Source organism: Rhizomonospora bruguierae (genome assembly GCF_018397995.1).
Classification (GTDB): domain Bacteria; phylum Actinomycetota; class Actinomycetes; order Mycobacteriales; family Micromonosporaceae; genus Rhizomonospora; species Rhizomonospora bruguierae.
In genome coordinates this window covers 97,055-111,682 of sequence record NZ_BBQH01000078.1, presented here as the reverse complement: position 1 = coordinate 111,682, position 14,628 = coordinate 97,055, and the positions used below count along the sequence as shown (strand labels likewise).

The window sequence follows — 14,628 nt, the reverse complement described above, 5'->3', positions numbered from 1 at the left end:
CGTGCCGTTGGCGCCCGCCCGTCGGGTTCACCATGACCGTGCCGCCTCTTCGAGCCCGGGAATGTCCAGGGGCCGCAGCGCGGTGGCCAGTTCCTCGATGTCCTGTGTGGACGGGCTCGCGTACGGGCGGCGCATGCGGCCATCGCCGTGGCCGGGCAGCTCGAGCGCGGCCATGGCCGCCTTCACCCACCGCCCGGACCAGTTCTGCGGCAGGGCGTCGGTGCCGAACGAGGCGACGACGCGGTTGAGCCGGAACAGCCGCAGCAGCGCGTCGGCGCCGGCCTCGGCGTCACCGCGGACGAGCAGCCGGCCGATCGCGCGGATCAGGTTCGGCACGACGTTGACGTGCCCGGTGAGGCAGCCGCTGGCGCCGAGCGCGAGCGCCTCCGGATACATGAACGCGTCGGTGTAGTACTCGACGCGGTCGCCAAGCTCCTCCACCAGTTCGGCCAGCGCGCTGGTCGGCGGATGGTTCACGTTGACGCACCGGATCTGCGGGTAGTCGCGCACCAACCTGACCAGCAACGGCACCGGGTTGACGTAGCCGCCGGCCAGGGTGTTGATGGACAGTCCAACCGGGAAGGACACCTCGTCGAGCAGCTCCCGGTAGTAGACCTCCTGCTCCCTGGCCGTCGGCCGCATGCCGTGGCCGGCATCGACCGTGTAGATCTGCACCAGGTCCACGCCCGCCTCGTGCGCCGCCAGGACGCGGGCGTACATCTGCTCCGCGGTCCGCGCCTCCGGCGGGTTGGCGTAGACCGGCACCTTGCCCTTGCATTCGGCGACACCGATCTCGTAGACCTTGCGCAGCTCGGCCGGCGACAGCGCGTGCCCCTCACCGGTACCGGGACTGCCGAGATAGACACCGGCGCCGGCGTCGACCATCCGCCGCAGGTGCCGCCGCAGCGCGGCCTCGTCGAGCCGGTGAGCCTCATCGAAGGGCGTAATCGACATCGCGAACGCCCTCGGTTCGCCGCGCATCTGACCTCCATCGCTCGATCCGGACACGGTGGCCACCGAACTCACGCCCCGGCCGGGTGCCGGCCGGCGGCGAGGCGGCCGATCTGACCGAGGTAGAGGCGCCGGTACCAGCGGCTCGTCACGGTCCGCGTCAGCCGCGCGTCCAGCACCGTCACCCCGGCACGGCCGCCGTCGAGGGCGGGCGCGATCTCGCCGACCGCGGTGAGCCGGGCGGACCGCGCCCCGAACGTGCCGGCGACGCCCGCGAAGTCGACGAACTCGTAGTACGACTCGTCCGGCGCGAGCCCCTTGGCCTTCAGCTTGTGCAACTCCGCGCCGAGCGCACCGTCGTTCATCACCACGACGGTCAGGTCCAGGCCGCTGCGCACGGCCGTCTCGAACTCCTGGATGCTGGCCGTGACACCGCCGTCGCCCTCGATGACCACGACGTCCCGGCCGGTACCGCTGGCCGCGACGCCGATGCCGGTCGGCAGCGCCATCCCGATGCTGCCGAACTCGATCGGGAAGACGAAGTCCCGGCGCTTCTTCGACAGGTACATCAGGGGGAAGGACCAGAAGTGCCCGCCGCCGATGACGACGATCGCGTCCTCGGCGATCAGCGCGTCCAGCTCCAGGATGAGCCGGCGCGGGTCCAGCAGCCCCTCGTCGTGCGCCTCCGGCAGCTCGGTGAAGTCCGCCTCGATGACGGCCTTGCGGTCCACGCTCGCCTCGGCCCGGCGCCCGCCCGCCGGTGCCGGGGCGTCGCGCAGCAGCGGCAGGATGTCGGACGGCGAAACGTCCAGGCCGCAGCCGGCCGGGTGCGGGGCGGTCCAGCGGCCGTACCGCTCCGCCCCGACGCAGATCGTCCGCGCGTCGTACAGGACGTCGAGGAACGCGCCGAAGCCGTGCAGGTTGGCGCCGAACCCGACCACGAGGTCCGCCCGCTCCTGCGCGGCCTGGTGGGCGGCGTGCGCCAGCGGGCCGACGATCCCCACGGTCGCCGGGTCGTCGTCCACGACACCCCTGGCGCGAAACGTGGTCCCTACCCGGGCGCCGTAGCGCCGGGCCAGCTCCCGCACGGCGGATACGGTGGCCGGGTCCGCGCCGCCGGAGCCGATGACCAGCAGCGGAGAGTGGGCCGTTCGCAACGCCTCCTCGACCCGTGCGGCAGCCGCCACGTGCTCCTCGCGCGACCCGGTGGCCGCGGCACCGGCCGCCGGCTCCGACACCAGGGCCGGCTCCGACACCAGGGCCGGCTCCGACACCGGGGCCGGCTGCGCGGCCGGGGCTGGCGGCGGGGCCGGGGCGCTCGCGTCGCTGGGCAGCACCGGCAGCTCCATCAGGTCCTCGGGCACCCCGACGAGAACCGGGCAGCTGCGGCGGGTGGCCAGCTCGAACGCCGCCGCCGCGGTCCGCCCGGCGTTCGTCCGGTCCACCCGCAGGTACGGGACGCCGGCCGCGCGGGCGAACGCCTCCTGGTCGAGGTCCTGGAGCCCGCCGACGAACCGGCCGGAGGTGCCGGTGTCGCCGGCATAGATCACCATCGGCACCTCGGCGCGGGCGGCCGAGACCAGCGGGGTCATCGTGTGGGCCAGGCCGGGCCCGGCGGTCACCGACACGACGCCGACCCGGCCGGTCGCCCGCGCGTAGCCGGCCGCCATGAAGACCGCGGCCGCCTCGTGCCGGGAGTGGACGACGCGCATCCCGGGTTGCGCGGCGAGGGCGGCGACGAAGGCCAGGTTGCCGTCGCCGAACAGGGTGAACAGAACCTCGGTGCCGCCTCGCACGAAGGCGTCCGACATCTCGTCGCAGACGCGCTGCTCGCTCAACGATGCGCTCCCGTGGTCGATGCCCTGGCCGGATCGGGCGGGCTCTGGTACTGCCGGCCGGCGTTGAGGTCCGATCGCCGCTCGGTGGCGGCGAGGTGGTTGATGCTCTGCGACTGGCAGAACTCGAGCAGCCCGGCGACCCCGTACTCCCGGCCGTACCCGCTCAGCTTCCGGCCGCCGAACGGCGCGCGGAGCGCCATGCCGCTGCGGTTGTGCGTGTTGACGAAGACGGTGCCGACCTCCAGCCGGGGCCCCAGGTCGAACGCGCGACCGGGGTCGGCCGTCCAGACCGAGGCGCACAGGCCGTAGTCGCTGTCGTTGACGGCCCGGATACCGTCGTCGACGTCGGAGAAGGGCAGGATCGGAACGGTGGGCCCGAACTGCTCCTCCCGAACGATGGTGCTGTCCCTGCCGGCGTTGAGCACCAGGGTCGGCCGCAGGTAGTAGCCGCCGCCCAGGTCGAAGCCGGGCTGCACGGAGCCGACCTCGATCACCTCGGCACCCTCGGCGGCCGCCCCGTCGACCATCGCGCGAACCAGCGACCGCTGCCGGTCACTGACCATCGGCCCGAGGGTCACCGACGGGTCGAACGGGTCGCCCATGACCAGGACCTTGGCCGCGACCTCCCGGTACCGCTCGACGAGCCGGGCGAGCAGCGACTCGTGGACGTAGAGCCGTTTGATCGCCATGCAGATCTGCCCGGCGGTGAGGAAGCTGCCGAACACCAGGCGAGCCACCACGTCGTCGGTCAACTCGACGTCCGGCAGGATGAGCGCCGCGTCGTTGCCGCCCAACTCCAGCAGGCTCGGCGTGATCGCCTCGGCCGCGCTGCGCAGGATCGAACGACCCACGCCGGTGGAACCGGTGAACGCGATCTTGCCCAGCCGCGGGTCGGTGGTCAGCGCCTCGCCGACCTCGACATCGCCGTTGACCACGTTCAGCACGCCGGGCGGCAGCCGGCGCGCGATGGCCCGCAGGTAGCCGGTGACCGCGAGCGGAGCCAGCGGCGACGGCTTGACCACGACGGTGTTCCCGGCGATCAGCGCGGGCGCGACGACCGTCGAGGAGATGTTCAGCGGCGCGTTCCAGGGAATGATCGCGGCCACCACGCCGTACGGGACCTGCTTCACCCGGATCGTGCCCACCTCGTCGGTGGTGACGTCGTCGGCCAGGACCGCGGGTGCCTGCCGGGCGCAGTACTCGGCGTACGCGATGCCGTAGTTCAGCTCGCCACGGGTGTCCGGCTGCGTCTTGCCCAGCTCGCCGGTGAGGGTCCGGGCGAGCGCGTCCCGCTCCTGCGCCGGGAACTCCCAGGCCGCGAGCACCGTTCGCACCCGCTCCGGGAGGGCGGTGCCGGCCCATGCCCGCGCGGCGGCCGCCGCCGCACCCACCGCGCCGCGGGTCTCCTCCGGGGTGGCGCAGGAGACCGCTCCCACCCGCTCGTCGGTCCGCGCCGGGTTCTCCCGGGCCCGCACCGGTCCGGTCCCCGTGACGTCCCGACCGTCGATGTACATCGGAATAATGTTGCGATCCAGCATGTATAACCGCCGAACTCTCTCGCACGGGTGGCTCTTTTCGCACCCGTTGAACGGCCCGCGCAAATTGGGACAATGATTGTTCACCGACACTATCGAGGCCGGCACCCCGCCGAAATCGGGAAAACCCCCCACCGTTGGACGAGGGGTTTCCCTACCATCACGACGCAGGCGCGGGCTCGCGTACCGCTCTGGTGAACCGGCGTTGATAGCTGACCACCTGAGGGCTGCTCGCCCAGCGCGCCAAATAGGCGGGATCGGTGGTGAGCAGGACCCGGTTGTGCAGGTCGAGGAACTCCCGCTCGGTGAGCATTCGCATGATGTCGGGGAACATGCGGTCGCCGTCCATCGAGCACAGAATCAGCCGGGTGTCCGGCAGATTGCTGGTGGACAGCCACCGCAGGGCGGCGCGCGCGTGGTCGAGGCCGTCGTCGCCGCGACCCGACCAGCCCCGATTGTGCAGGTGCGTGCGGGCCTGGTCCAGCACCCGCAACAGGTCCATCGAGCGGTCGTTCAGGCCCAGGTAGTCGTTGTCCACCAGGTAGTCGCGCAGCTGCTCGACGAACAGGATCTCGTCGGTCGCCTCGTAGGCGGCGATCAGGCCGTGCATGACCCGGCTGGCGCCGAGCCGGTTCCGGATGAAGGCGTTGATGAAGTACGGACGGGCCTGTAGCGCGAGCGCGGTCTGGTAGGGCTCGAACATCAGGGTGAAGTTCACCCGGTAGCCGCGGTTCCGCAGTTCCAGGGCGAGGCGGTGCCCGCGCAGCTGGCCCGCGATGCTGCCGCCGTCGTACCGGCGCTCCAGCAGCCCCGGCCCGTCGAGCAGCCGGGACACGTTGCCCCGGTCCACCGGGCCGGTGTGCGGGACCTTCACCACCAACCGGTGCCGGCCGGTGATCGATTCGTAGTGCCGAACCTCGTCGAGGATCTCGTCGAGGTCCTTGCCGAACGGGTCGTGCAGCTCCACCGAGATGTCGCAGCCCGGGCCCAGTAGCCGGCAAATCTCCACCAGCACCTCGTCGAACGAGGCGAACCTGCGGTCCCGGTTGGCCCTGGGGTTGTTCAGGAACAGGTCGTAGACGATGCCGGGGTTGCAGGTCAGGTTCGCCACGAACGGCACGCACGGCTCGATGTCGTCCGGGTTGGCGGAGTCGACCGAGAACAGGAACGGGGTGGGCCGCAGCGCGTTGTCCGCGTCCCGCGACAGGTCCCGAACCAGGTCGACGCTCAGCACCCCGTCCGGGTTGACGGTGGTCTCCACCCGGAACCCCGGCGGCGTACGGCCCGGCGGCACCGCGAAGGCGTTGATGACCTCCCGGAACCGGTCGGTCACCTCGATGCCAGTGGCCGACCGCAGGTCGGTCGACGCGAGGTCGACGCGGGCGACGTACGCCTCGTCTCCTCGCCGGACGGCAGGCACGGCGGCAAGCCGCACCGGATCAGCGCGCATGCGGAACTCCCCGACTCGAACCTTCCCGACCCCTTCAGAACACGCGAATGGGGATCTGGGCCGGCTCCGACAGCAGCCGCTCGATCTCGTCGGTGAGCTTCACCACGGTGATCGAGACCCCGGCCATGTCCAGCGAGGTGCAGTAGTCGCCGACGTAGTTGCGGCGCACCTGGATCCCGCGCTCCCGAAGCTGCTTGTGGGCGCTGCCGTAGAGGATGTACAGCTCGTTGATCGGCGTCGCGCCGAGGCCGTTGACCATCACCGCGACCTCGTCGCCCCGGTTGACGTCGTGCTCGGCCAGGATGGCGCCGAGGAGCACCTCGACGGTCTGGTCGGCGGACGAGAGCGTGGTGCGCTGCCGGCCCGGCTCGCCGTGGATCCCGACCCCCAGCTCCACTTCGGACTCTCCGAGCGCGAACAGCGGCGCACCCTTGGCCGGCGGCGAGCAGGAGGTCAGTGCCATGCCCATGGACCGGGTCGCGGCGTTGACCGCCTCACCGATCCGGACCACCTCGTCGATGGGCGCGCCAGCGGCGGCGGCCGCGCCCATCGCCTTGATGACGAAGAAGTTGCCGGCGATGCCGCGCCGGCCCACCGTGTAGGTGGAATCCTTCACCGCGACATCGTCATCGACCAGGACGGTCCGCACGTCGATGCCCTCGGCGCGGACCACCTCGCTGGCCATCTCGAAGACCATGCGGTCGCCGGTGTAGTTGTTGACGATGTAGACGACGCCGGCCGGCGTGCGCAGGCTGCGCGTGGCTCCCAGCACGTACTCCAGGGGCGGGGCGGCGAACACGTCGCCGGGGCAGGCCCCGTCGAGCATTCCGGGCCCGACCAGCATGGCGTGCGCGGGCTCGTGACCCGACCCGGAGCCCTGGATCAGTGAGACCCGACCGTCGGAGGGGCCGGCCTTGCGCCTGATGAGATTGAACTCCGGTACGTACTCGAGGGTGTCCGGGTTGGCCAGCGCGACACCCTCCAGCATGTCGCGGACGAAGTCGGCCGGCTCGTTCATGAAGCGCTTCATTTGACGTCCTTAGGGTCGCGTCTGGGCTGGCTTGGCTGGACTACTTCTTCCACGACGCTGGCTACTTCCACGGCTCGGCGAGCTACTTCCACGGCTCGGCGAGCTACTTCCAGGACTCGGAGACGGCGCGCATCATGTAGGCGACCACGATGGCCCCGGGGTCGGGGCTGCCGATGCTGCGCGGGCCGGCGTAGCTGGCCCGGCCGCGCCTGGCCTGGAGCGTCGCCGTCGCCTCCGCCTGCTGGGCCATCACCCGGGCGGTCGCCCGGATCGCCTCGACGTCGCTGGCGTCCCGGGTGAACTGCCGCTCGAGTTCGTCCACGCCGGGCTGGAGCGCGTCCAGCAGGGTCTTGTCGCCGAGGTCGGCCTTGCCGCGCGCCTTGATGCCCTCGATGGCCGCCCGTAGCATCGCGATGACGGTCGGGCGGTCGATCCGGGCGGCGGCGGAGGCAACCGTGGCCGCCCGCAGGAACGCGGTCCCCCAGATCGGGCCCGAGGTACCGCCGGTCCGGCTCGTGATCAGGATGGCGACGCGGCGCAGAAACGCACCCGGATCCTCGTCCTCGGTGGTGTTCAACTCCTGCGCCACCACCTCGAACCCCCGGGCGAGGGAGAACCCGAGGTCGCCGTCGCCGACGATCGAGTCGAGTTCGCCGAAGTACTCCTCGTTGTCGATCGCGGTCTGCGCCATGACCCGCACGATGCTTCGGGTCAGGTCGGTTGTGTCGGCCATCAACGCTCCTAGCTGATCGTTCCGGGCGGAGTCGGGGCGGGCCCGGTCAGGTCCCGGCACCCCGGCCGGTGCTGCCGAAGGCGTCCATGAACCCGGCCGCCATGGCCGTGACCGTGTCCGCCGCGTGCCGGAACAGGTCCGGCGGGTCCCACCGGTCCGTCCGGCGCGCTTCCTCGAGGTGGGCCAGCGAGGACTGCATGAAGCGCTCCTTGAGCACGGTGGACAGGTTGACCTTCGCGCAGCCGGCCGCGATCAACTCGCTGAACTGCGCCGCGGTCAGCCCGGACCCGCCGTGCAGCGCCATCGGCACGCCGGTCGCGGTGACCAGATCGACGACCCGTTGCCGGTCGAGCGTCGGCTCGCTGCGGTAGCGACCGTGGGCGTTGCCGATGGCGGGTGCGAACACGTCGACCCCGGTGGCCTCGATGAAATCGAGGCAGACCCGCAGCGACAGCTGCTCGCCGACCTCGTCCGAACCGTGGTCGTCCTCCACACCCGTGATGGCCTCGATCTCACCCTCGACGCTGGCCCCGTACACCGACGCCTCCCGGACCACCTCGACGGTGTGCCGCCGGTTCTGCTCGACCGGCAGCGCGGAGCCGTCGAAGAGCACCGAGTTCCACCCGAGCCTGAGGCAGGTGCTGATCACCTCCCGATCGGGGCAATGGTCGAGATGCAGCGCCACCGGCACCTCGATTCCGCGGGTCATTCCCCGCCACATTCCCATCAGTACTTCCGCGCCGGCGGTCCGCACCGTCTTGACCGAAGTCTGCACGATAACCGGCGAGCGACGTTCGACGGCCGCCGCCAAAACGGCCGCCATCGTCAGATCGTTGACGACATTTATCGCCGGCACACCGTATCGGTTCTGAAGCGCGGGCCCTACGATCGCCGCCATTGACACAACGGACATGCGTCTCCCTCGTACACCACGTTGTTTGCGACCCTAATGAGCGGCGCATCGGTGGTGCATCGGGAAAACTCCCCGCATCCGGTTGGGGATATCCCCCTACTACCGTTCGACCCGGGTGGCCCGGGCGGCCAGTTCCGCCCGGCTGCGCGCGCCGGTCTTTCGCAGCACCGCGCCGACGTGCTTCTCGACGGTCTTGGTGGAGATCACCAGGCGGGCCGCGATGGCCTTGTCGGACAGGCCGCGTTCGAGCAGCGCCCGCACCTCCCGCTCGCGCGCGGTCAGCCCGGCTCCCGGGGTGGCGACCCGCCGCTCCCACGCGCCGTTGGTCGGCACGATCGACTGGCCACGGTTGGCGGCGATGACCGCGTTGGTCAGCACGGAGCGGTCCGAGCCGTCCAGCACGCAGCCGCGGGCGCCGGCCAGCAGGGCCTCGGCGACCAGGTCCGGGTCGCCGTCGGGGCACACGGCGACCACCGCGAGGTCGCGATCCACGGTCAGCATGGTCTCGATGCTGGCGAGCAGTTCCTCGCGCGGGTAGGCCACGACGGAGACCAGCGGGTGGTAGAGCTTGAGCGCTTCCATCGCGGCCTCGGTCGTCGCCGACTCCGCCACGATCTCGATGGTCTGTTCCGACCAGACCAGCATCCGGGACAGCCCGGCCCGGGTCATCTCGGTGGACGCGGCGACCAGCACGGGGAGGCGTTCCGACGCGGCCCGGGCGTCCCGGCGGTAGGGGAAGACCGCGCGGAGGCTGGTCCCCCAGCCGACCGAGGAGTCGATTTCGAACGAGCCGCCCGCCTCGCGTACCCGGTGCATGATGCTCAGCCGGCCCTCGCCGCGGCCCGAGCTGACCGTGTCGACGTCGAAGCCCCGGCCGTCGTCCTGGACCAGCAGGGTCAGGGACGCCGAGTCGTATCCGAGGCCGAGCCGGAGGCTGGTGGCCGCCGCGTGCCGGATGACATTGTCGATCGCGCCGCGGGCCACGTGGCAGACGTCGCGGACGAGCGTCCGCTCGAGCGGCACCGGCGTTCCGATCGACACGAAGCTCGTCGAGAGCCGGCTCGACTTCTCCGCCCACAGCAGTTCGCTGCGGACGATCTCCTCCAGCGTCCGCTCGTCGTGCCACGGTTCGCGCAGCCGCTGGAGGCTGCGGTGCAGGGACGAGAGGGTCTCGCCCGCGGAGAAGCGGGCCTCCTGCATGTGCGTCCGGGCGACGCTGTCGTGCCCGGGGAGCAGTTCGAGCGCCTTGTCCAGGTCCGAGATGAGGTCGACGAAGTCCTTCGTCAACAGTTCGTGCACTTCCTCGATCAGCCGCTCGCGCTCGCCCGCGGCCGCCTCCAGCCGGGCCCGCGCCTCGACGGCCTCGTACATCGTCGCGTTGGCGAGGGCCACCGCGGCGTGCCGGGCGAACAGCCCCAGCAGCGTCGCGTCCTCGTCGCCGAACCGGCGGTCCGCGTCCCTGGAGAACACGACGCAGACGCCGATGATCCGGCCCTGCCATTCCAGCGGTACGCCGATGACGCCCTTGAGGGTCTTGCGGTCGGCGGCGCTGATGTGCCCGCCGATGACGTCCTCGTACCGGTCGAACGAGACCGGCCGGCGCCGCCGGACGACCTCTCCGGTCATCCCCTCGGCGAGCGGGAACACCTGCCCGGACTGGCACTCGATGCCGATGTCGGCTTCCTTCCGGTATGTTCCGTTCGCCTCGTCCACCCGGGAGATCGAGCCGGCGTCGCAGCCCATCAGCGCGGTACACCGCTGCAGGATCCGCTCCAGCACCGCGCGCAGCTGAAACTCTCCGGCGAGATCCTCGGCAACCTCGTTCAGGGCCTCGACGGTCGCGAGGAAGCCATTACCCGTGTCCGGTTCCGTCATCGTAAGCGCTCCACTCTGACGTCGTGCCGCGCGAGCCGCTGGCCGCTGACGCCTGGGAACACCCTCCGGTGTATCGTGGGCGGCGGCGCTCAACGCCACGGACACACTGATCCTCGGCCAGCACATCGCCGGCGCCAGTCCGCTGCCCTGCCCGTCGCCGCCCGCTGGCGACGTCCGGCCACCCGTTACATGATCAGCGTGCACTCGATCATCGCGATCCCGCGGGTCGCGGCGCAAGTAGCACCTTCGGCCCCACCCCATTTGGTCCGAACCGCCGGTTCCGCGCCCCACCCCCGCTGCGCTATGGGGACGGGTTGTTCGGGTCCTCGCTGACCACGGCGACCACCCCGTCGATATCGGCCAGCGCGGCGGTCAGGTCGCTGATCGAACCGCTCCCCTGCACCGACAGCCACACCGACACCGTGCCCGGCGCGCGCTCGTCGCCGTCCTGCTCGATGCGCAGGTCCCCGACGGTGAAGCCGCGACCGGTGCACTCCGCCAGCGCCAGCCGCAGCACCCCGAGTCCCTCACGATAGGACAGTCGCAACCGGGCCAGCGCGTACTTCGAACGCGGCAACCGGGCGGCCAGCGGCGTGAGCGCGAACACCACGAGGAAGTGCCCGGCGGTGACCACGGTCGCCAGCAGCCACAGCCCCGCTCCGGCGGCCATCCCGACGGCGGCGGCCAGCCAGATCGTCGCCGCCGTGGTCAGCCCCCGGACCACGTCGCGCCGGACGAAGATCAGACCGGCGCCGATGAAGCCGATCCCGGACACGATCTGCGCCGCGACCCGGGACGGGTCCAGCACGACCCGGTCCCCGAGGACGTCGGTGAACCCGTACTTGGACACCAGCATGATCAACGCCGAGGCGAAGCCGACCAGGGTGTGCGTCCGCAGCCCGGCGCTCTTCTGCCGGATCTCCCGCTCCACACCGATCGCCAGCGACAACAGCAGGGCGATCGCCAGGTCGGCCAGTTGCCTCCAGCCTTGGCCCACGGGTGCGCCCAGGTACGCCATGACCATCGGTTCAGCGTATCGATCCGCCGTCGCCCGGACCGCCTGGACAGCGCGATCAGTCTGACCAGCGCCCGGTGGACACCGTCAACGCCGTTCGCACCTTCCGCCACGGCGGGAACTGTCGGTGCCGGCTGCCACCGTGCCGGCGATGGTCGCCGAGGTCAGCACGGAGACAGGCGCACCGGGCTCGGCGCGCTGACTACAGCCAGCCGCGTCGCTTGAAGATCGTGTAGAGGACGAGGCTGACGGACAGCATGAGGCCGAGGGCGAAGGGGTAGCCGGCCACCCAGTGCAGTTCGGGCATGTGGTCGAAGTTCATGCCGTAGATGGTGCCGACGATGGTGGGGGCGAACAGGATCGCCGCCCAGGCGGAGACCTTCTTGACCTCCTCGTTCTGGGTGAAGCTGGCGACGGTGAGCTGGCGGACCTCTTCGTTTTGGGCCTGCGAGACGAGGGCGGCGTTGAGGGTGAGGATGTCGGCGAGGGTCTGCCGGAAGCTGTCGACGCGTTCGGCGGCGGTGGTGGCGTGGTCGGCCACGTCGGTGAGGTAACGACGTAGCTCCTCGTCGATGCCGTACTTGTCGAACCCGGCCTGCAGGCCGGTGAGGATGGCCAGCAGGGGGCGGGTGGCGCGCTGGAACTCGATGACCTCGCGGGACAGTTCGTAGATGCGCCGGGTGACCTTGGGGTCGCCGCCGAACACCTCGGTTTCGATCTCGTCGATGTCGTTCTGTAGGCCGGCGACGACGGGTGCGTAGCCGTCGACGACGGCGTCGAGGACGCCGTACAGGACGGCTTCGGGGCCACGGGCCAGCAGTTCGGGGTCGTCTTCCAGGCGGCGGCGTACGGCGGCGAGGTCGGGGGCCTCGCCGTGGCGGACGGTGAGCACGAAGTTGGGGCCGACGAAGATGTGGACCTCGCCGAAGTCGACCTCTTCGGCGGCGTCGAGGTAGCGGGCGGCGCGCAGCACGACGAACAGGGTGTCGCCGTAGCGTTCCAGCTTGGGGCGCTGGTGGGCGACAATGGCGTCCTCGACGGCGAGTTTGTGCAGGCCGAACTGCTCGGCCGCGGTGAGCAGTTGTTCCTCGGCCGGCCGGTAGAGGCCGATCCAGGCCAGCGCGTCGGGCTGCCGTTCGAGGCGGTGGTAGGCGCCGGTGAGGGTGGCCGGCCGGTCGATGCGGCGACCGGCGAGGTAGATGCCGGCGTCCACCACGCTCTCCTCCACCGGGGCCACCCGCGTGGCAGAGGCGCGGGGGTCCATGGACAGCTCCGGCGGCTGCGGTTCCCGCTCGGGCTGGCGCACGTCGGCGCGGCGCATCATCCTGGGGCGAACGCGGGCACGCCAGATATCGCTCATGGCACACCTCCACGACGAAGGAACCGAGGGTGGACAGGAACAGCTGCGGGCCAGAGGGGACATGCCCGCTTGGGTTGGGCGCCAACCATCCGTGCCCTTGGCTCGACCCGGCGGGCCAGCGCCGTAGATCGCGGCCCGCGCCGTAGCGTAGGCTTCCTTGCGTGCAGGCGCAAATATCGGACGACCCGGAATCCGGGTTCGGGCCGTCGGTGGCGTTGTTGAAGGCGCTGGCCGATCCGACCCGGCTGCGGCTGGTGTGGGCGTTGACCCGGGAGGAGCTGCCGGTGTCCCGGTTGGCAGAGCTGGCGGGTGCACAGGTGGCGGCGGTGTCGCAGCACCTGGCCCGGCTGCGGGAGGCCGGGGTGGTGGCCAGCCGCCGCGACGGTACCCGCATCTTCTACCGGCTCGCCTCCGAGCAGGTGGCGCGGCTGCTGGACGAGGTGGCGCTGACCGCCACCCGGCTGGAGATGACCACCCCCGAACCGGCCGGCACCGGGCAGGCCAGCCCCGAAGCCGCCGGCCAGGCGGTGACCCGGGTGCGGCCCGTGGCGGCCGCGGTCCGGCCGCGCCTGGCCAACGGTTAGCCGACCGCGCGGGCCGCGGTGCGCTGGGCGGGGTCGAGCCGGTACTCCTCCGCGATGGCGTCGTAGGAGTACAGCTCGGCGTAGCGGCCCCAGTCGGTGGCGATGTCGAGTTGGCCGGTGATCTGCTCGGCGGTGTAGTCGTGGGCGAGCAGGTCGCGGAAGAAGCCGGCCCGCAGCGTGCCGTCGTCGGTGCGTTGCAGGCTGGTCAGGATGGTGTGCACCAGGGGGATGCGGTCCATGGTCGCGGCGAACAGGTGCTTGGAGGTTTGCACGTCGGCGGCGGCGAACTCGACTCCGGGGTCGGTGAGGGCGACCCCGCGCCGGTCGGCGGTGGCGTAGCCGAGCAGGTCGAGCGCGTCGACCAGCGGCAGGAGATTCTTGACCTCCAGGCCGAGTTCGTCGGCGAGGGCGCCCAGGTCGACCGGGCCGGGGTGCTCGGCGAGGATCTCCGCCAGCCCGGACAGGCCGTCCACACTGGCCGGTGGCAGCGGGGTGTTGCCCGGGGTCCGGCGGGCCGGTGTGGCGGCGGGAGCGGTGTCGCGGTCGCGGCCGGTCATCATCGCGTACACGGCGTCGACGAGGGCCCCGAAATCCTTGCTGTCCCGTTGCCGTGGCCGGGGCAGCTCGACCGGGTACTCGGCGCGGATGGTGCCGGGGCGCGAGCCGAGCACGAGGATGCGGTCGGCCAGGAGCACCGCCTCCTCAATGGAGTGGGTGACCAGCACGATCGCCCGGGTGGGGAACTGGCCGGACTCCCACAGCTCGACCAGTTCGCCGCGCAGGTTCTCCGCGGTGAGCACGTCGAGGGCGGAGAAGGGTTCGTCCATGAGCAGCACGTCGGGTTCGACGACCAGGGCGCGGGCGAACCCGACCCGCTGCCGCATACCGCCGGACAGTTCCTTCGGGTAGGCGGACTCGAAGCCGTCCAGGCCGACCAGGTCGATGGCCTGCAACGCGGCCTCCGTGCGCCGCCGGGGCGCGACGCCCCGGGCCTCCAGGCCGAGTTCGACGTTCTGCTGCACGGTCAGCCAGGGCAGCAGGGCGAAGGTTTGGAACACCATGGCGGTGCCGGGATTCGAGCCGGCCAGCGGCCGTCCCTTGTAGCGGACCTCGCCGGTGGTGGGCGGGATGAGCCCGGCCAGGCAGCGCAGCAGGGTCGACTTGCCCGATCCGGACCGGCCGAGCAGAGCGACGATCTCGCCGGTCCGCACGGCCAGGTCGACGCCGGCCAGCACCGGCAGCTCACCGTCCGCGCCGGCGTAGGACTTGGTCAGTCCATCGGCGGCGAGCAGCACCTCACCGGCGCTGGTGGTCGTGGTGGCGGTCACGTCACTCCTTCCAGGT

Annotated in this window: 12 protein-coding genes; 1 reads left to right on the top strand and 11 read right to left on the bottom strand. The window is 71.3% G+C overall.

Annotated features, from left to right (window positions below; genetic code table 11):
* Positions 1-27: 27 nt before the first annotated feature.
* The 10 genes from KJS59_RS25690 to KJS59_RS25645 form a co-directional block, all read right to left on the bottom strand.
* Complete coding sequence (locus KJS59_RS25690) at positions 28-981, bottom strand: dihydrodipicolinate synthase family protein (protein ID WP_213455571.1); 954 nt, start codon at positions 979-981, stop codon at positions 28-30.
* A gap of 41 nt (positions 982-1,022) precedes the next feature.
* Positions 1,023-2,789, bottom strand: coding sequence for a thiamine pyrophosphate-binding protein (locus tag KJS59_RS25685; RefSeq protein WP_213455569.1), 1,767 nt, complete (start codon positions 2,787-2,789; stop codon positions 1,023-1,025).
* A complete protein-coding gene (locus tag KJS59_RS25680; RefSeq protein ID WP_213455567.1) occupies positions 2,786-4,303 on the bottom strand; it encodes an aldehyde dehydrogenase family protein in 1,518 nt (505 codons plus the stop codon). The genes KJS59_RS25685 and KJS59_RS25680 overlap by 4 nt, the downstream gene beginning before the upstream one ends.
* Positions 4,304-4,484: 181 nt before the next feature.
* Positions 4,485-5,774: a transaldolase family protein gene (locus KJS59_RS25675; RefSeq protein ID WP_213455565.1), complete on the bottom strand. Its 1,290-nt coding sequence runs from the start codon at positions 5,772-5,774 to the stop codon at positions 4,485-4,487.
* Positions 5,775-5,808: 34 nt separating this feature from the next.
* A complete protein-coding gene (locus tag KJS59_RS25670; RefSeq protein WP_213455563.1) occupies positions 5,809-6,804 on the bottom strand; it encodes a dihydroxyacetone kinase subunit DhaK in 996 nt (331 codons plus the stop codon).
* Positions 6,805-6,907: 103 nt separating this feature from the next.
* The gene (dhaL, locus tag KJS59_RS25665; RefSeq protein WP_213455561.1) at positions 6,908-7,537 is read right to left on the bottom strand and encodes a dihydroxyacetone kinase subunit DhaL; all 630 of its coding nucleotides are present in this window, start codon (positions 7,535-7,537) and stop codon (positions 6,908-6,910) included.
* Between the two features lie 46 nt (positions 7,538-7,583).
* A complete protein-coding gene (locus KJS59_RS25660; protein ID WP_213455559.1) occupies positions 7,584-8,435 on the bottom strand; it encodes a class II fructose-bisphosphate aldolase in 852 nt (283 codons plus the stop codon).
* A gap of 114 nt (positions 8,436-8,549) precedes the next feature.
* A complete protein-coding gene (locus KJS59_RS25655; protein ID WP_213455557.1) occupies positions 8,550-10,325 on the bottom strand; it encodes a GAF domain-containing protein in 1,776 nt (591 codons plus the stop codon).
* 301 nt (positions 10,326-10,626) lie between these two features.
* Entirely contained in the window at positions 10,627-11,349 is a 723-nt protein-coding gene (locus KJS59_RS25650) for an MgtC/SapB family protein (protein ID WP_213455555.1), read from the bottom strand.
* A 193-nt stretch (positions 11,350-11,542) separates the two neighbouring features.
* Positions 11,543-12,700 carry a magnesium and cobalt transport protein CorA gene (locus KJS59_RS25645; RefSeq protein WP_249714882.1) on the bottom strand — a complete coding sequence of 386 codons (1,158 nt, stop codon included), beginning with the start codon at positions 12,698-12,700 and terminating at the stop codon, positions 11,543-11,545.
* A 161-nt stretch (positions 12,701-12,861) separates the two neighbouring features.
* Between KJS59_RS25645 and KJS59_RS25640 the strand changes: the two genes are divergently transcribed.
* The gene (locus tag KJS59_RS25640) at positions 12,862-13,284 is read left to right on the top strand and encodes an ArsR/SmtB family transcription factor (RefSeq protein ID WP_213455553.1); all 423 of its coding nucleotides are present in this window, start codon (positions 12,862-12,864) and stop codon (positions 13,282-13,284) included.
* Here KJS59_RS25640 and KJS59_RS25635 read toward each other — a convergent pair.
* The gene (locus KJS59_RS25635) at positions 13,281-14,612 is read right to left on the bottom strand and encodes an ABC transporter ATP-binding protein (protein WP_213455551.1); all 1,332 of its coding nucleotides are present in this window, start codon (positions 14,610-14,612) and stop codon (positions 13,281-13,283) included. The genes KJS59_RS25640 and KJS59_RS25635 overlap by 4 nt on opposite strands.
* Positions 14,613-14,628 lie beyond the last annotated feature (16 nt).